Here is a 17,788-nt window from a genome sequence, read left to right as displayed (position 1 = left end):
GACAGGGCCCCGGCCACCGGTGTTGTTGCCGGGGAGGGGGCCCTGCGGGACGCGCGGGTGGTCAGCCGGTCACGGGCGGGTGCGCCGCCGGGTGCCGCCCCGGCGGGACCGGCGCCGGCCGGCGCCGCCCTCGGTGTCGCCGTCGGCCTCGTCGCCCAGGGCGTCCGGGTCGTCGGCCCCGGCAAGCCGGGCGGACTCGCCCTGCTGGCTGTCCGTCACGGCCGGCGCGGCAGCCGTGTCCGCCTCGTACCGGGACAGGTCGTAGCCCATGGTGTCGTGGTACTCGACGACCGCGCTCCCGCCCGGCGCCTCGGGCGTCTCGGGTGCCTCGGCCACCTCGACCGCCGCGCGCTCCGGCGCGGCGCTCTTGCGGGCCCGCCGCCGCGGCGATGCCCCACCGACCTGCTCGGCCGGGGCCGGGGTGGTGACGGCCGAGGCGACCGCCTTGACCTTCTCCCCCGCACCCGCGGCGCGCGGCTTCTCCGGCACCGGCTCGGTGTGGATGACCACGCCGCGGCCCTTGCAGCAGTCGCAGGTCTCGCTGAACGCCTCCAGCAGGCCCGCGCCGATCCGCTTGCGGGTCATCTGCACCAGGCCCAGCGAGGTGATCTCGGTGACCTGGTGCTTGGTGCGGTCCCGGCCCAGGCACTCGGTGAGCCGGCGCAGCACCAGCTCACGATTCGACTCCAACACCATGTCGATGAAGTCGATCACCACGATGCCGCCGATGTCGCGCAGCCGGAGCTGGCGGACGGTCTCCTCCGCCGCCTCCAGGTTGTTGCGGGTGACCGTCTCCTCCAGGTTGCCGCCCGCACCGGTGTACTTGCCGGTGTTGACGTCGACCACGGTCATCGCCTCGGTCCGGTCGATCACCAGATGACCGCCGGAGGGCAGGAAGACCTTCCGGTCGAGACCCTTGAGGATCTGCTCGTCGATCCGGTACTCGGCGAACACGTCGCTGGTGCCGACGTACCGGCGCACCCGGTCGACCAGGTCCGGCGAGACGTGCGAGAGGTACGACTCGACCATCCCGTACGACTCGTCGCCCTCGATCACCAGTTCGCGGAAGTCCTCGTTGAACAGGTCCCGCACGACCCGGATGACCAGGTCCGGCTCCCCGTAGAGCAGCACCGGGGCGCCGCCGGAGGCCGCCTTGGCCTGGATGTCCTCCCACTGGGCCTGGAGCCGCTCGACGTCGCGGGCCAGGTCCTCCTCGCTCGCCCCCTCGGCGGCGGTCCGGACGATCACGCCCGCGCCGTCGGGGACCAGCTTCTTTAGCGCGTCACGCAGCCGCTTGCGCTCGTTGTCGGGCAGCTTGCGGCTGATACCGGAGGCGTTGCCGTTCGGCACGTACACCAGGTGCCGGCCGGACAGGGCGATGTGGCTGGTCAGCCGGGCGCCCTTGTGCCCGATCGGGTCCTTGGTGACCTGCACCAGCACCGAGTCGCCGGACTTGAGGGCGTGCTCGATCGAGCGGGCCCGGCCCTCCAGGCCCGTGGTGTCCCAGTTCACCTCGCCGGCGTACAGCACGGCGTTGCGACCCCGGCCCACGTCGACGAAGGCCGCCTCCATGCTCGGCAGGACGTTCTGCACCTTGCCGAGGTAGACGTTGCCGGCCATGGTGCCGGAGGAGTTGCGGGTGACGTAGTGCTCGACCAGCACACCGTCCTCCAGGACGGCGATCTGGGTGCGGTCGCCGCGCTGGCGTACCGCCATCACCCGGTCGACCGCCTCCCGGCGGGCCAGGAACTCCGACTCACTGAGGATCGGCGGACGGGTCCGCCGCTGCTCCCGGCCGTCGCGGCGGCGCTGCCGCTTCGCCTCCAGCCGGGTCGACCCGGAGACGCCCTGCACCTCGTCGACGGCCTTGCGCGGCTCGCGGATCTTCACGACGGTGGGCACGCCGTCGTCGGCACCGCCGTCACTGTCCCCGGCGCCCCGACGACGACGACGACGGCGGCGGCGGGTCAGCCCGTCCCCGCTCTCCTCGCCCTCGTCCTCGTCCCCCTCGGCCTCGGCGGTCTCCTCCTCGGCCTGGGCGGTCTCCTCGGCGTCCTCGTCGGCGTCGTCGTCCGCGCCACCCTTGCCGCGGCCCCGACCACGGCGGCCACGCCGGCGCCGCCGGCGAGCCGCGGCGGTCTCGTCCTCGTCCTCGTCCTCATCCTCGTCGTCCTCGGCGGCCTCCTCGATGACGGGCTCCTCGATGGGCTCCACCGCCTCGACGGGCTCGACCTCGCGGCGACCGCGGCGACGTCGCCGGGTCGGCTCGGGCTGCTCCTCGGCCGGCTCCTCCTCGACCACGACGGGCAGCACGACCCGGGCGACCGGGGCCTCCTCCGGCTGGGGCGCCATGAAGAGCACGGTCGGCGCGGAGAGCGCAGCCCGACGCCGCCGGGTCTTCGGCTCGGCCGGCTCGGCCGGCTCGACGGGCTCGGCCGGCGACACGGCGGGTACGGCCACCCCGGGCGGGACCTCCCCGGCGCGGTCCTCCGCGCCGCTGGGCCTGGTGCCGGCGGCGGCCGGCAGGCCGGCCTGCGCCTCGGCGGCCCGGGCGGCCTCCGCGGCCTGGTCGGCCTCCTCGTCCTCGGTCGCAGCGCCGTCGACCGGCTGGGCGGCGGGCCCGGACGTGGTCTGGGCGGCGGCGGGCGTGGCCGACGCCTCCGGCTGGGTGACGGTCGGTTCGCCGGCCTCGGCCGGGGCCTCCACCGCGGGCGCGGTGGCCTTGCGGCGGCGGGTCCGGGTCACCTTCACCGGGGGTACGACCTCGGCGGACGCCTCCTCCACGCCGGCCGCGACGACCGGTTCCTCCGCCGCCTTCGCGGTGGTCGCCTTGCGGCGGCGGCGCGGCGTCTTCGGGGCCTCCTCCAGCTCACCGGCGATCGGGGCGAAGACCTCGGCCTGGGGGGACTCGCTGCTGGTCGAGCCGGCGGAGGTGGACGCCTCCGCAGGCGCGTCGGTCTGCTCCGGCTGGCTCAGCGGGGCAGCCCGCCGCCGGGTGGCCCGCTTGCGGGGCGGGGCGGGCGGCGCCTCGGCGGCCGGTTCCCCACCGGACGCCTGCTGGGCGGCGGTGGACCCGCCGACCGGGGCGGTGCCCTCCGCTGCGCCGGTGGCGGTACCGCCGCCGGCGTCGGTGGTGCGGTCAGCGGTCTCACCGGCCGGCTGTGAACCGGTCCGTTCGCCGCCCTCGGGCTCGTTCTCGAGCATGGAGGTTCTCCAGTTCTGGCTGCCCCGGGCGCGGTTGAGCGCTGCCACGCAGGGTTGCCGCAAAAGTGTTTCCGCCGGGCGCGCGAGGTGCGCGACCGCCGAAGTCTGCCTGCCCGAGCGTTGACCGACGGTCAACGCTCATACGATGGCTGCCCCGACGCGGTCCGCGTCCAACGGATCCACGATCGCGCCCTGCGCGGTCAACGTGCCCTGAGCCAGCCGGATCACCCTCGGGGCGACCGGCGGCTCCAGGTCGGCCACCGCGCGGAGGCCGGAAAGGACGTCATCGGGTCGTACGGACGGGGTGACCTGCCGGACGACCAGTTCGAGTATCGCACACGGTACGGCCGTGGCCCCGGAAGGCGTCTGCGGAGACGCAACCACATCGATGCTTATGACTGCTGCGCGAGCGTCGAAGGTACGGCGGCCCTGCTTGGTCATCCGCTCGACCTGGACCTCCTCGGCGGCGGCGAAGGCGGCCACCGCGCGATCCAGCACGGCCGGCTCGACCTCCGGCAACTCGATCCGCCAGTGCGACGCCTCGATCCGGTCGGCAAGACCACCGCCGGAGGCGACGACAGCTTCCAGGATGTCGAGGCCGGGCGAGAGGGCGGCGTCCAGGGCGGCCCGCAACTGCTCCGGGTCGACCGGCTCGCGGAGCCCGATCTCGAGGTACTCCGCCTCACTGGCCACCCCGGTCGGGGCGGCGCTGGCGTAGGAGATCTTGGGATGCGGGGTGAAGCCCTGCGAGAAGGCGATCGGCACACCCGCCCGACGCAACGCCCGCTCGAAGGCACGGGCGAAGTCGCGGTGCGAGGTGAACCGCAGCGGTCCACGCTTGGCGTACCGGATCCGGACACGCTGGACGATCGGGGCCTGCCCGCCCTCCGGCTGTGGTTTCCTGCTGATCGTCGTGCTCCTCGGACTCAGAACCGGTTGGTCGTGCAGGTGCCGTCGCCGACATGCCGTGACCGTGACGACACCTGCCTGATCAACGCAGCGGGCGGTGGTGGCCGGCCGTGGGTCAGGGTTGGGTAGGAGTGGGCACCTTCAGGCCGGCGCCGTTGAGCGGGGTGAGCGGGAGCAGCTTCTGGCCCGTCGGGCCGATCTGGATCTCGGTGTCCATGGACGGGCAGACCCCGCAGTCGAAGCACGGGGTCCACCGGCAGTCGTCCTGCTCGTACTCGGACGTCGAGTCCTGCCAGTCCTTCCAGAGCCAGTCCTTGTCCAGACCCGAGTCCAGGTGGTCCCAGGGCAGGACCTCCAGCTCGTCGCGCTCCCGGGTGGTGTACCAGTCCAGGTCCACGCCGAACGCCGGCAGCGTCGCGGCGGCGGCGTCCACCCAGCGCTGGTACGAGAAGTGCTCGCTCCAGCCGTCGAACCGGCCGCCGTTCTCCCAGACCCGGCGGATCACCGCGCCGACCCGGCGGTCGCCACGACTGAGCAGGCCCTCGATCAGCGACGGCTCGCCGTCGTGGTAGCGGAAGCCGATCGCCCGACCGAGCGACCGGTTCGAGTTGATCTCCTGCTTGAGCAGCCTCAGCCGACCGTCGATGACCTCCGGCCGCTCCATCTTCGCCCACTGGAACGGGGTGTGCGGCTTCGGCACGAACCCGCCGATGGAGACCGTGCAGCGGATGTCCTTCGAGCCGGTGGCGGCCCGGCCCGCCTTGATGACCTCGTGGGCCATCCGGGCGATCTGGAGCACGTCGTCGTCGGTCTCGGTGGGCAGGCCGCACATGAAGTACAGCTTCACCTGCCGCCAGCCGTTGGTGTACGCGGTGACGACGGTGCGGATCAGATCCTCCTCCGACACCATCTTGTTGATCACCTTGCGGATCCGCTCCGACCCGCCCTCGGGGGCGAAGGTCAGGCCGGTACGCCGGCCGTTGCGGGACAGTTCCTGGGCCAGGTCGATGTTGAACGCGTCCACCCGGGTCGACGGCAGCGACAGCGACACGTTGGTGCCCGCGTACTGCTCGGCCAGGCCGGAGCACATGTCGCCGATCTCGGAGTGGTCGGCCGACGACAGCGACAGCAGCCCCACCTCGTGGAAACCGGAGAACTCCAGCCCCTGCTGCACCATCTGCCCCACCGTGGTGATCGACCGCTCCCGGACGGGCCGGGTGATCATGCCGGCCTGGCAGAACCGGCAGCCCCGCGTGCAGCCCCGGAAGATCTCCACCGCGTACCGCTCGTGCACGGTCTCGGCGAGCGGGACCAGGGGCTTCTTCGGGTACGGCCAGGCGTCCAGGTCCATCGTCGTGCGCTTGTGCACCCGGAACGGCACGTCCGCCCGGTTCGGCACGACCCGCTGGATCCGCCCGTCGGGCAGGTAGTCCACGTCGTAGAAGCGCGGCACGTAGACGCTCTCGGTGCGGGCCAGCCGCAGCAACAGCTCGTCCCGGCCGCCGGGGGAGCCCTCGGACTTCCACTCCCGGACGATCGCGGTGATCTCCAGGACCGCCTCCTCGCCGTCGCCGAGCACGGCGGCGTCGACGAAGTCGGCGATCGGCTCCGGGTTGAACGCGGCGTGCCCGCCGGCCACGATCACCGGGTCGGCGTCGGTGCGGTCCGCCGCGAGCATCGGGATGCCGGCCAGGTCGATCGCGGTGAGCAGGTTGGTGTAGCCCAGCTCGGTGGAGAACGAGATGCCGAACACGTCGAAGTCGCGAACCGCGCGGTGGGCGTCGACGGTGAACTGCGGCACGCCGTGCGTGCGCATCAGACTCTCCAGGTCGGGCCAGACCGCGTACGTCCGCTCGGCGAGCACGTCGGGCAGCTCGTTGAGGACCTCGTACAGGATCTGCACGCCCTGGTTGGGCAGCCCGACCTCGTAGGCGTCCGGGTACATCAGCGCCCAGCGGACGGTCGCCGTGTCCCAGTCCTTGACCACCGCGCCCAGCTCGCCACCGACGTACTGGATGGGCTTGGTCACCTGGGGCAGCAGCGGCTCCAGCCGGGGCCAGACGGAGTTGGCCGCGGCGGGGCGCGGGGTGGTGGACGGGACGCTCATGATGCCCAAGGGTACGCGTCCGCCCGCCGGCCGCCGCGTCGCATCCGCCGCACGCCCGGCTCTGCCCCCGGAAAGGACCGGTCGCGCCCACGCTGATCAGGGCCACGGCTGGCCTATCTCGCCCAGGAGCCCGGCCTCAGCCGGTCCGGTTGCCGGCGCCCGCCCACGTCCCCCGGGACGTGGGCGAATCGCCGTCGGTGGCACGCCGGTACTAACCTCGGACCGGCGCGAGAGGAGATTGCCGCGATGCCGCACCCGCAGCCGGGAGCAGATCGACCGGCCGACGGGGGCACCCCGGCCAACGACCGGGACCAGGGTCCGGCCGTCGCCGGCGAGTCGACCCCCTCCCCCGGATCACCGCCCGCTGCGCCGGGCTCACGCGGCACCTCCGCGCCGCCCGCCGCCGCGGACGTGCCGGCCACGGACCCGGAGGGCACGCCCGCCACCCCGGCGGACGACGCCCCCGACCCGGCCGCCCCGCAGCCGACCGGACCGGACCCGACCGCGGCCGAGGCGACTCTCGAACAGAACGGCCCGGACCCCACCCGGGTCGAGGCTGCCCCGCAACGCACCGGACCGGACCCGACCCGGATCGAGGCCGCCCCGGGACGAACCGGCCCGGACCCGGCTCTCGGCGACGGTGGGCCGACCCCGGCGATCCCCGCCCCCGATCCGACGAAGGTCGACGCGCGGCCGGACCGGACCACCCTCGACCCTGCCGCTGCCGCTGCCGCGCCCCCGACGCCCCGGTGGACCGGCTCCGCGCCGGTCCCACCGCCGCCGCAACGCAGGAGGAACTGGGGCGAGTCGGCGGAGCCCACCCCGCCGCCACCCGCCCCGGTCGGGCACGGCCCGCTGCCGCCCCCGGAGAGCCAGGTGCCGGTGGACCCGTGGGCCGGCGTGGACACCGGAAGTTGGGACCTGCACTCCGCCGAGCTGCCCCCGCTGCCGCCGACGCTGTCGTACCCGACGCCGCCGGCCAGCCGGCGGTATCCGGGGCCGGTCGCCGGCTCGGCACCCGTCGTCGGGCCCCCGACCCCGCCGCCGGTGGCCCAACCGGCCACCCCACCGCAGGGGGCCCGGCCGGTGTCGCCCGCGGCCCGGCCCGTCAGCCCGCCGCCGCCCGTGGCCCGGCCACCGGCGCCGACCCGCCAGATGCCACCGCAGGCCCTGCCGCGCCAGGTGTCACCGACCGCCCCGCCGCGCCACGTGCCGCCGCCGGCTCTGCCGGTCGCGCCGTCCCGGCCGCCGCAGCAGCACCAGCCCGCCCCGCCGCCGCCGGCGACGCCGACCCCGCCGAGGGCCCCCCGCCGGCGCCGTCGGCGCTGGCCGTGGGTGCTGCTGCTCAGCATCGCCTGCTGCTGCGGCTGCCCGGCCTACTGGGTGAAGCCGATGTGGGAGCAGTACCCGGCGAGCGCCGCGCTGCCGCAGCAGATCTCCGACCTGTCGCTGCGCGAGGACGCCCGAAGCCAGGCCACCGCGAAGGAACTGGAGAAGGAGGTACGCAAGGCGCACCTGCTGACCGAGGACACCTTCGCCGGCGTGTACGCCTCGTCGGCGGGCAAGCCGGTGGCGGTGTTCGGCGGCACCGGGTTCCGGCTGACCCCGGAGAGCGACGCGGACGACGAGATGACCCGGCTGACGGAGCCGTACCGGCTCGGGGACAAGCAGGTGGTGGAGACCGGCGTCCGGGGCCGGTTCGAGCGCTGCGCCGTCGGCGCCCTCGACGGCACCGACGTGGTGGTGTGCACCTCGGTCGACCACGGGAGCCTCACCACCGGCGTGTTCACCCAGCTCTCCGTCGACGACAGCGCCCGGCTGCTGGAGACCATGCGCGAGCAGATCGTCGCGCCCGACCAGGACCCGGGCGCGACGGGCTGAGGCACGACGGGGTGGGGTCGGCCGAGGCCGGCAGCCAGGGACCGGGAGTGAGGAACCGGGGCGGGCGGCGGGCCGGTCAGGCCGGCGGCGCGCCCCCGGCCTCCGGAAGCGCGCGGGGCGGGGCGTAGCGCGGCACGTACTCCTGGCCGGTGAGCTTCTGGATCTCGCTCATCACCTCGTCGGTCATCTCCCGCAGCGAGGTCCGGTCGTCCGGGCGGCCGGTGAAGTCGAGCGGCTTGCCGAACCGCACGACGATGTTCGCCCGCCCCGGCCGGGGCACCCTGGTGCCGATCGGCTGCGCCTTGTCGGTGCCCGTCATACCGACCGGGATGATCGGGACGCCGGCCGCGACCGCCAGCCGGGCGGCCCCGGTGCGGCCCCGGTAGAGCCGCCCGTCGGGCGAGCGGGTCCCCTCCGGGTACACGGCGACGAAGTCACCGGCTCGCAGCGCCGGGATCGCCGCGTCGAACGCGGACAGCGCGGCCCTGCCGCCGGCCCGCTCGACCGGGATGGCCCCCAGCCCGGTGAGCACGAACTTCGACAACGCGCCCTTCGGGCCGGTCCCTTTGAAGTACTCCGACTTCGCCCAGAACGCCAGGTGCCGGGGCACGACCGTGCCGAGGAACAGTTCGTCGGCGACCGAGAGGTGGTTGCCGGCGAAGATGGCGCCACCGGTCTGCGGGATGTGCTCCAAACCCTCCACGGTCGGTCGGAAGGCCAACCGGAGCGCGGGCGCCACGGTGAGCTTGCCGATGGTGTAGAGCAGCGGCACTGGTCCTCCGGCGGTCGTGCTGAACGGGGCGATGTCACGTTAGCCGACGCTGTCACGCCGGGCCGAACGGGTGGCCGGGCCGCCCGCTGCGTGGCGGAGGACGGCCGGGCGGAGACTCCCTCCGGAAAGGCCCCCACCCGCCTCGAAGGTCGGCCGGCGGCGGCATGACCGGCGTCACACCCGCCGCCGTCACATCCACGCCCCCGCCGCCCGTCGTCCTGTTGTACCGACGAGGACGGGAGAACACGATGAGTCGGATCGATCTGGAGGCGGTGGCGCCGGAGGCGTACCGGGCGGTGGCCGGGTTGGAGCGGTACACCCGCGCGAACCTCGACCACACGGTGCTGGAACTGGTGAAGCTGCGCGCGTCGATACTGAACGGCTGCGCGTTCTGCGTGGACATGCACAGCCGGGACGCCCTCGCGGCGGGCGAGTCCAGCCGGCGGCTGTTCGCCGTGGCGGCCTGGCGGGAGGCGCCCTTCTTCGACGAACGGGAACGGGCCGCGCTCGCGCTCACCGACGCGCTCACCCGCCTCGGGGAGCACGGGGTGCCCGACGAGGTCTGGGACGCCGCCGCGAAGGTCTGGTCGGAGAAGGAGCTGGCGGACCTGACGGTCGCGATTGCCACAATCAACGTGTGGAATCGGATCGTGGCAGCCACCCGGCGCCGGCCGCCGACGGACGGGTGACGACGACCGGGACGACGCAGGAGGCCGGTGCGCTCGACGTGCACCGGCCGATGCTGCTCGGCCTGGCGTACCGGATGCTCGGCAGCCTGCACGACGCCGAGGACGTGCTCCAGGACGCGTACCTGCGGTGGCTGGGCGTCGACCGGGCGGCGGTGGCCGAGCCGCGCCGCTACCTGTCCCGGGTGGTCACCCGGCTCGCCATCGACCGGCTCCGGGCCCGGCAGGCCACCCGGGAGACGTACGTCGGGCCCTGGCTGCCTGAGCCGGTGCCCACCGCGCCCTCGCCGTTCGGGCCGCCGGAACACGCGGAGCTGCGCGACTCGCTCTCCCTGGCGCTGCTGCACCTGCTGGAGCGGCTGACCCCGCCGGAGCGCGCGGTCTACGTGCTGCGCACCGCCTTCGACCTGCCGTACGCCCAGGTCGGCGAGATCCTGGACCGGTCCGCAGCGGACTGCCGGCAGTTGCACCACCGGGCGGCGGCCCGGGTCGCCGACGAACGCCGACGCTTCGCGGCCGACCCGGGCGAGCAACGGCGGCTGCTTGACGCGTTCCTCGCCGCGGCCCGCGACGGCGACCTGGCCCGGCTGACGGACCTGGTGGCGACCGACGTCACCTTGTGGGCCGACGGGGGCGGCCGGGCCAGGGCGGCCCGCAACCCGGTACGCGGGGCGGACCGGGTGGCCCGTTTCTGCGCCGGGGTCCTCGGGCCCCGGCGGCCGACCCAGCGCGCGGTCCCCGTCGAGTTCAACGGCCGGCCCGGGTACGTCGTGCACTGGCCCGGCCGGCGGTACGCGCTGACCGTGTCCGCCGCCGGCGGCCGGATCACCGGCTTGTACGTGGTCGCCAACCCGGAGAAGCTCACCCGGCTGGCGGGGTGAGTCGGCGCCCGGCGTCGGAAAGCCGTCAGTCCAGCTCGGGGAACCAGAGCGCGATCTCGCGCTTGGCGCTGTCGGTGGAGTCGGAGGCGTGCACCAGGTTCTCCCGGTTGGACAGGGAGTAGTCGCCGCGGATGGTGCCGGCGGCGGCCCTGCGGCCGTCGGTGCTGCCGATCATGCCGCGCACCACTTCGATGACCTGATCGCCGGAGAGCACCAGGGCCACCAGCGGGCCGCTGGTCATGAACCCCTTCAGCGGCGGGTAGAACGCCTTGTCGACGTGCTCGGCGTAGTGCTGGTCGGCGAAGTCGCCGTCCATCGTCCGGAAAGCCATGGCGTCGATCCGCAGGCCCTTGCGCTCGAAACGGGAGAGGATCTCACCGACCAGGCCACGGCCGACCGCGTCGGGCTTGATCAGAACGAGAGAACGCTCGTCCGGGCTGCTGCTGGACACGCTGGGTTCCTCCTGTGCGCGGAAGACGGCTCGGCTGGGTACGGTCAGCCTAGCGACCCGGTGCCGGCACCGGCGCGGCGGCTGCGCTATTCCCTGGGTCGCCGATCCGGCCTAGCCTGGCCCTTGACCCATGGGAGGTCCACAGTGGCGAATGGCGGGAACCGACCCATCGCGCCGGTACGCAAGCTCATCGCGGCGGTGCTGGGCACCGTGGCGACCTTCGTGGTCCTGTTCGGGCTGGGCATGACCAGCTGGGCGATCGTGGCGCTCGGGGTGGCCCTGCTGGTGCTGGCGATCGCGATGGCCACCGTGCGCGGCGGCGGCCGGACCTGGGTGGTCGGCGTCGGCCACGTGCACAGCGCCTCCGAGCCGCCGAACGCGTACGCGTTCGGCCGCTGCGAGTTGCAGCTCGTCATCGACGCGCCCGGCCTGCCGCCCCGGTCGAAGAAGATCATCGAGCCGCGGGTCCCGGTGGCGAAGTGGCCCTCGATCGGGCAGGCCCTGCCGATCCGGGTGGCCCTGGACGACCAGCGGCACGTCCGCGTCCTCTGGGACGAGGTGCCAACCCACGCGGAGACCGCCGCGGCGGCGATGGCCGACCTCCCGCCCGAGTACGCGGGGGCCGACCCGGTCGACGAGGTGCTGATCCAGCAGGAGGCGCCGCCGTGGGCCGACCGCGTCCCGGACGACGACTTCCGCGACGATCTGCGCGACCTGCCCGGCTTCCACGACGATCTGCGTGGCTCGTCCGGTTTCCGCGACGATCTGCGCGACCAGCCCGGGCCCGACCCGCTGCGCGACGACGACCTCGGCCCGCTGACGGAGGGCCGGGAGCCGGTGGTGATGCACCAGCGGCCGGGCGGCCCGGTCGTGCTGGAGGGGACGCTGGTGGACCCGGCCTCTGGCCCGCTGCCCCGGCGGGCCACCCCGGCCCCCCGCCCGCCGGCCGACGAACGCTTCGACCCGACCGTCCCCGTCGAGACCATCGACGCGGGTGCCCCGGCCGACCCCATCGACGTGCCGCTGGACGACCCGGTCCCGCGCACCGGGCCGGCTTCCGACCAGCACGAACTGGACGAGGCGATCTTCGGTTACGACCCGGAGGCCGAGCCCGCCGACGCGGCGGCCCCGATCAGCGGGGTCGGCATCACCCTGCTGGTCACCGGCCTGGACCGGTCGCTGGAGTTCTACCGGGACACCCTCGGCTTCGAGGAGGTCGACCGGGGCGCCGGCAACGCCGTGCTCGCCTCCGGGGCGACCCGGCTGGTGCTGCGCGAGGTCACCGGCGCGGCCCCGATGAGCCGCCGCCTGGTCCACGTGAACCTGGAGGTCGACGACATCCAGGGCGCGTACGAGCGGCTGCGCGACTCCGGGGTCCGCTTCACGTACGCCCCGAGGGTGGTGAACCGGGGCACCAAACTGGAGGTCTGGGCGGCGGCCTTCCGCGACCCGGACGGCCACGGCGTCGCCCTCACCCAGTGGCGCACCCGCGCCGACGCCTGAACGTGTGGGGACGGCCCGCCGGCACCGGCTCCACGCCGCAGCGGGCCGTCCCGCAGGCGGCGACTCAGCGGCCGAGGATCACCCGGCGCACGTGCAGGGCGTACCCCCAGACCAGGGCGAAGATGATCCCCACCGCCAGCAGCGACCAGTGCAGCAGCCCGGCGAGCATCAGCGCCCCCTGGAGCACCGTTCCGGCGTACCAGGCCCACTGCCGGCGCATCATCCCGGCGAGCACGATCGCCGCCACGGCCAACGCCACGATGACCGCGACGGCCGCGCCGCTGAGCTCCCCGCCGAGCACCCGGATCGGCTGGATTGCGAGCAGCAGCACCAGGGCCTCCAGGCCGAGCGTCCCGGCGCCCAGGCCGCGCACCGCCCCCTCGGGGTTGCGCAGCCCGGAGCGCCGCTGACCCGACCCGTCGCCGGCGTCCTCCGCCGGGCGGTCGGGGTCCGGGGCGGTCATCGCTTGAACAGCCTGCGGGCGTCGGCCACGGTCACCACCGACCCGGTGATCAGCACGCCGACCCCGGACAGCTCGCCGGGGACGTCGGCCTCGGCCTCGGCCACCGCCGCCTCGATCGCGTCGGGCATCGCCTCGGCCACCGCAACCCGGTCCGCCCCGAAGACGTCCAGGGCCAGCTCGGCCAACTCGTCGGCCGGCATCGCCCGCGGCGAGCTGTTGCGGGTGACCACCAGCGAGTCGAGCACCGGCTCCAGCAGCTCCAGCAGGCTCACCGCGTCCTTGTCGCCGAGCACGCCGAGCACGCCGACCAGCTTGCTGAACGCGAACTCCTCCTGGAGGGCGGTCACCGTGGCCGCCATCCCGTGCGGGTTGTGCGCCCCGTCGAGCAGGATCGTCGGCGCGTTCCGCACCTTCTCCAGCCGGCCGGGCGAGCTGACGGCGGCGAAGCCCTCCCGGACCGCCTCCACGTCGAGCTGCCGATTCGATCCCGCCCCGAGGAACGCCTCCACGGCGGCGAGCGCCACCGCCGCGTTCTGCGCCTGGTGCGCGCCGTGCAGCGGGACGAACATGTCCTCGTACACCCCGCCGAGGCCCTGGATGCTGAGTACCTGACCGCCGACCGCCACCGAACGGCGCAGCACGCCGAACTCCGCCCCCTCGCGGGCGATCGTCGCGCCGACCTCGGCGCACCGCTCCAGGATCGGCCGGGCGGCTTCCTCCTCCTGCGCCGCGCAGACGACCGTGGCCCCCTTGTGGATGATCCCCGCCTTGTGCAGGGCGATGTCCTGGAGGGTGTCGCCCAGCCACTCGGTGTGGTCGAGCCCGATCGGGGTGAGCACCGCGACGCCGGCCTGGATCACGTTGGTGGAGTCCTCCGCCCCGCCGATCCCCACCTCGACCACCGCGACGTCTACCGGGGCGTCCGCGAAGGTGGCGAACGCCAGCGCGGTGGTCAGGTCGAAGTAGGTCAACGGCTCGGCGGAGCGCTGGTCGACCAGCTCGGCCAGCGGCACCACCTCGCGGTACGTGGCCACGAAGCGTTCCTCGCTGACCGGCTCCCCGTCCAGGCTGATCCGCTCCCGGACGGTCTCGAGGTGCGGGCTGGTGTACCGGCCGGTGTGCAGCCCGAACGCCCGCAGCAGCGAGTCGATCATCCGGGCGGTCGAGGTCTTGCCGTTGGTCCCGGTCAGGTGGATCGACGGGTACGCCCGCTGCGGGCTGCCGAGCAGGTCGAGCAACGTCTCGATCCGGTCCAGCTCGAAGTGCATACGGGTGAACCCGCGCGCGGCCAGCTCGCCGTCGACGGCGGCGAAGTCGCCGTCGACGCCGCGAGCGGCACGGTGGGCACGGTCGTTACGTTCGGTCACGAGGGCAGCGCCTCCAGAGCGGCATCGATGCGGATCAGGTCGGCCTCGGCGGTGGCGAGCCGATCGCGGATCTTGGCGACCACCGGCTCCGGGGCCTTCCCCACGAACGCCGGGTTGTCCAGCTTCGCGCGGGCCTGCGCGACCTCCTTCCCGGCGGCGGCGCGGTCCTTGGTCAGCCGGGCCCGCTCGGCGGCCACGTCGATCGAGCCCCGGGTGTCCAGCGCGACGCTCACCTCGCCGGGCATGGCCAGGGTCGCGCTGGCCTGGAAGTCGTCGCCGGCCGGGTCGAGCCGGACCAGCGAGCGGATCAGCCGCTCGTGGGAGGCGATGCCCGCGCCGGCCAGGCCGTCGAGCCGGGCGACCACCCGCTGGGTGGGCCGCAGGCCCTGGTCCGAGCGGAACCGCCGGATCTCGGTCACCACCCGCTGGACGGTGCCGACCTCGCCCTCCGCGGCGTCGTCGATCCCGGTACGGTCGGCGACCGGCCAGGTGGCCGTCATGACCGTCTCCCCGCCGGTCAGCGCGATCCACAGTTCCTCCGTGACGAACGGGATCACCGGGTGCAGCAGCCGCAGGAGCTGGTCCAGCACGTGCCCGAGCACCCGCCGGGTGGCGTCGGCCGCCGCCCCGCCCTCGGCGAGCACCGGCTTGCTCAGCTCCACGTACCAGTCGCAGACGTCGTCCCAGGCGAAGTGGTAGAGCAGGTCGCAGACCTTCGCGAACTCGTACGCCTCGAACTGCTCGTCGACCTCGGCGGTGACGTGCGCCAGCCGGGACAGGATCCACCGGTCGACGGTGGAGAGCTGCTCGGCCGGCGGCAGCGGCCCGCCGGTGTGGGCGCCGTTCATCAGCGCGAAGCGCGAGACGTTCCACAGCTTGTTGCAGAAGTTGCGGGAGCCCTGGCACCAGTCCTCGCTGACCGGGACGTCCTGGCCGGGGTTGGCGCCCCGGGCGAGGGTGAACCGGGTGGCGTCCGCGCCGAACCGATCGATCCAGTCCAGCGGGTCGACCACGTTGCCGAACGACTTCGACATCTTCTTGCCGTGCTCGTCGCGCACCATGCCGTGCAGGGCCACCACGTCGAACGGCGGCCGGCCGTCCATGGCGTAGAGACCGAACATCATCATCCGGGCGACCCAGAAGAACAGGATGTCGTAACCGGTGACCAGGACGCTGGTCGGGTAGAACTTCGCCAGGTCCGGGGTCTGCTCCGGCCAGCCGAGGGTGGAGAACGGCCACAGCCCGCTGGAGAACCAGGTGTCCAGCACGTCCTCGTCCTGGTGCCAGCCATCGCCGGTCGGCGGCTCCTCGTCCGGGCCGACGCAGACGATCTCGCCGTCCGGGCCGTACCAGACCGGGATGCGGTGGCCCCACCAGAGCTGGCGGGAGATGCACCAGTCGTGCATGTTGTCGACCCAGGCGAAGTAGCGCTTGGCCAGCTCGGCCGGCTCGACCTTCACCCGGCCGTCGCGCACCGCGTCCCCGGCCGCCTTGGCCAGCGGGGCGGTGTTGACGAACCACTGCAACGACAGCCGCGGCTCGACCGTGGTCTTGCACCGCGAGCAGTGGCCCACCGCGTGCACGTACGGACGCTTCTCGGCCACGATCAGGCCCTGCTCGCGCAGCGCGGCGACGATCGCCGGCCGGGCCTCGTACCGGTCCAGGCCCTCGAACGGGCCCGGTGCCGTGATGATGCCCCGCTCGTCCATGATCGTCAGGGCGGGCAGGTCGTGCCGCTGGCCGATCTCGAAGTCGTTCGGGTCGTGCGCCGGGGTCACCTTCACCATGCCGGTGCCGAAGCTCGGGTCGACGTGCTCGTCGGCGACGATCGGGATGCGCCGGTCGGTCAGCGGCAGCGCGACCTCGGTGCCGATCAGGTGCCGGTACCGCTCGTCGTCGGGGTGCACCGCCACCGCGGTGTCGCCGAGTATCGTCTCGGCGCGGGTGGTGGCCACCACGACCTCGTCGCCGTACCGGATCGAGATCAGCTCGCCGTCGTCGTCGGTGTGCTCCACCTCGATGTCGGACAGCGCGGTCAGGCAGCGCGGGCACCAGTTGATGATCCGGTTGGCCCGGTAGATCAGCCCGTCGTCGAAGAGCTTCTTGAACATGGTCTGCACGGCCCGGGACAGCCCCGCGTCCATGGTGAAGCGCTCGCGGTCCCAGTCGACCGCGTCGCCGAGGCGGCGCATCTGGCCCAGGATCGCGCCGCCGGACTCGGCCTTCCACTGCCACACCCGCTCGACGAACTTCTTCCGGCCCAGGTCGTGCCGGGACAGGCCCTCGCCGGCGAGTTGCCGCTCGACCAGATTCTGGGTGGCGATGCCGGCATGGTCCATGCCCGGCAGCCAGAGCGCCTCGAAGCCCTGCATCCGCTTGCGCCGGGTCAGGGCGTCCATCAGCGTGTGCTCGAACGCGTGGCCCATGTGCAGCGAGCCGGTCACGTTGGGCGGCGGGATGACGATGGCGAAGGGCGGCTTGTCGCTCCGGGCCGACGCCCGGAAGTGCCCGGCGGCTACCCACTGCTCGTACCGTCGCTGCTCAACCTCGCCCGGCTGGTACTGGGCGGGCAGGGTAGGGGCGTCGGGGCGTCGGGCATCCAGTCTCTCGGTCACCCTGAAAGTCTACGGAGCGCTTCCGCGGACCCGACGTGCGCCACCTGCCCTTCGCGTACGGTGTCGGCTATGTCCGACGCACATCTCACCGAGCGTCCGCTCGCCGACGAGCCCGAGCCGATCGACCTCACCGAGGAACCGATCCGGCTCAGCAACCGGGACCCGCGGGACGGGGCCCGGCGGCGCGGTCCCCGGTCCCGGCGCGGGCGGATCGCCCTCGCCGTGCTCCTGGCGGCCGGCCTCGCCGGCGTCGGGGCGCTGGGCGTCGGCGGCTGGCGGGTGGCGCAGCAGAAGGACGCCCGGCTGGCCGCTCCGACCACCGTCGCCGGCCTGCAACGCGACGACAGCGAGCGGGCCCGCAGCACCGCCGACTACCTGCGGGACGGACTGTCCGCCGATATCGACCTGGATCGCAGCCTCGGCGTCGTGTACCGCGATCCGGCGGACGAGAAGCGCTCGGTGCTGCTCTTCGGCGGCACCACCCTGCTGTGGCAGCCCGAACGCGACCTGGACACCCTCTTCGGCCTGATGGCCGACGAGACCGGGAAGGTCACCGAACTGCGTGAGGTGCCGGCCGGCCGGCTCGGCGGGGTGATGAAGTGCGGCACCACCAGCGGTGACGGTGGTGACTTCGCCGTCTGCGGCTGGGCGGACCACGGCAGCGTCGCGATGGCGATGCTGCCGGGACGCCCGGTGGACGCCGCCGGTGACCTGATGCGGCGGATCCGCGAGGAGGTCCAGACCCGTTCCTGAGCCCGTGACACCCCCGGGACCACGTTCCGGCGGTGCACGCTTTGGAACGAATCAGGCCGGAGCGGCCCCGGCCGGGTTCGGGTTCGGGTTCGGAAATGGTTACGGAAACGCGTCAGGGCCACCCCCGAAGGGGTGGCCCTGACCGAAAGATGTCCGGCGGTGTCCTACTCTCCCACACCCTCCCGAGTGCAGTACC

At 73.7% G+C, this 17,788-nt stretch carries 13 protein-coding genes; 5 read left to right on the top strand and 8 right to left on the bottom strand.

The features are described from left to right. Window positions 1-69 precede the first annotated feature (69 nt). The 3 genes from ABT023_RS18670 to ABT023_RS18660 form a co-directional block, all read right to left on the bottom strand. Window positions 70-3,204, bottom strand: coding sequence for an Rne/Rng family ribonuclease (locus tag ABT023_RS18670; protein ID WP_350887105.1), 3,135 nt, complete (start codon window positions 3,202-3,204; stop codon window positions 70-72). A gap of 138 nt (window positions 3,205-3,342) precedes the next feature. Beyond that, on the bottom strand, window positions 3,343-4,056 hold the full coding sequence (locus ABT023_RS18665) for a TIGR03936 family radical SAM-associated protein (RefSeq protein WP_350887305.1): 714 nt from the start codon (window positions 4,054-4,056) through the stop codon (window positions 3,343-3,345). A gap of 172 nt (window positions 4,057-4,228) precedes the next feature. After that, a complete protein-coding gene (locus ABT023_RS18660; RefSeq protein ID WP_350887103.1) occupies window positions 4,229-6,220 on the bottom strand; it encodes a TIGR03960 family B12-binding radical SAM protein in 1,992 nt (663 codons plus the stop codon). A gap of 246 nt (window positions 6,221-6,466) precedes the next feature. Here ABT023_RS18660 and ABT023_RS18655 point away from each other — a divergent pair, with 246 nt between their 5' ends. Further along, window positions 6,467-8,101: a hypothetical protein gene (locus ABT023_RS18655; RefSeq protein WP_350887100.1), complete on the top strand. Its 1,635-nt coding sequence runs from the start codon at window positions 6,467-6,469 to the stop codon at window positions 8,099-8,101. 76 nt (window positions 8,102-8,177) lie between these two features. Here ABT023_RS18655 and ABT023_RS18650 read toward each other — a convergent pair whose 3' ends face one another. Then, window positions 8,178-8,873: a lysophospholipid acyltransferase family protein gene (locus tag ABT023_RS18650; protein WP_350887097.1), complete on the bottom strand. Its 696-nt coding sequence runs from the start codon at window positions 8,871-8,873 to the stop codon at window positions 8,178-8,180. A 248-nt stretch (window positions 8,874-9,121) separates the two neighbouring features. Here ABT023_RS18650 and ABT023_RS18645 point away from each other — a divergent pair, with 248 nt between their 5' ends. Both ABT023_RS18645 and sigJ read left to right on the top strand, forming a co-directional pair. After that, window positions 9,122-9,562 (top strand): carboxymuconolactone decarboxylase family protein, encoded by a 441-nt coding sequence (locus ABT023_RS18645; RefSeq protein WP_350887094.1) that lies wholly within the window; start codon window positions 9,122-9,124, stop codon window positions 9,560-9,562. Beyond that, window positions 9,511-10,440 carry an RNA polymerase sigma factor SigJ gene (gene sigJ / locus ABT023_RS18640; protein ID WP_350887092.1) on the top strand — a complete coding sequence of 310 codons (930 nt, stop codon included), beginning with the start codon at window positions 9,511-9,513 and terminating at the stop codon, window positions 10,438-10,440. The genes ABT023_RS18645 and sigJ overlap by 52 nt, the downstream gene beginning before the upstream one ends. Window positions 10,441-10,465: 25 nt before the next feature. Here the strand turns inward: sigJ and ndk are convergent, their stop codons facing one another. Beyond that, on the bottom strand, window positions 10,466-10,891 hold the full coding sequence (gene ndk / locus ABT023_RS18635; RefSeq protein WP_350887089.1) for a nucleoside-diphosphate kinase: 426 nt from the start codon (window positions 10,889-10,891) through the stop codon (window positions 10,466-10,468). A 144-nt stretch (window positions 10,892-11,035) separates the two neighbouring features. Here ndk and ABT023_RS18630 point away from each other — a divergent pair, with 144 nt between their 5' ends. After that, window positions 11,036-12,394: a VOC family protein gene (locus ABT023_RS18630; protein ID WP_350887086.1), complete on the top strand. Its 1,359-nt coding sequence runs from the start codon at window positions 11,036-11,038 to the stop codon at window positions 12,392-12,394. 64 nt (window positions 12,395-12,458) lie between these two features. Here ABT023_RS18630 and ABT023_RS18625 read toward each other — a convergent pair whose 3' ends face one another. The 3 genes from ABT023_RS18625 to ABT023_RS18615 form a co-directional block, all read right to left on the bottom strand. Continuing rightward, on the bottom strand, window positions 12,459-12,857 hold the full coding sequence (locus tag ABT023_RS18625; protein WP_350887084.1) for a DUF4233 domain-containing protein: 399 nt from the start codon (window positions 12,855-12,857) through the stop codon (window positions 12,459-12,461). Beyond that, the gene (locus tag ABT023_RS18620) at window positions 12,854-14,125 is read right to left on the bottom strand and encodes a bifunctional folylpolyglutamate synthase/dihydrofolate synthase (protein WP_350887303.1); all 1,272 of its coding nucleotides are present in this window, start codon (window positions 14,123-14,125) and stop codon (window positions 12,854-12,856) included. The genes ABT023_RS18625 and ABT023_RS18620 overlap by 4 nt, the downstream gene beginning before the upstream one ends. A 95-nt stretch (window positions 14,126-14,220) precedes the next feature. Then, window positions 14,221-16,839: a valine--tRNA ligase gene (locus ABT023_RS18615; RefSeq protein ID WP_350887081.1), complete on the bottom strand. Its 2,619-nt coding sequence runs from the start codon at window positions 16,837-16,839 to the stop codon at window positions 14,221-14,223. A 69-nt stretch (window positions 16,840-16,908) separates the two neighbouring features. Here ABT023_RS18615 and ABT023_RS18610 point away from each other — a divergent pair, with 69 nt between their 5' ends. Continuing rightward, complete coding sequence (locus tag ABT023_RS18610) at window positions 16,909-17,592, top strand: hypothetical protein (protein ID WP_350887079.1); 684 nt, start codon at window positions 16,909-16,911, stop codon at window positions 17,590-17,592. Window positions 17,593-17,788 lie beyond the last annotated feature (196 nt).

The sequence above is a fragment of the Micromonospora sp. NPDC002296 genome, from assembly GCF_040296145.1.
GTDB lineage: Bacteria > Actinomycetota > Actinomycetes > Mycobacteriales > Micromonosporaceae > Micromonospora.
The sequence above is the reverse complement of the archived record's forward strand: the minus strand, read 5'-3'. Positions and strand labels throughout refer to the sequence as shown.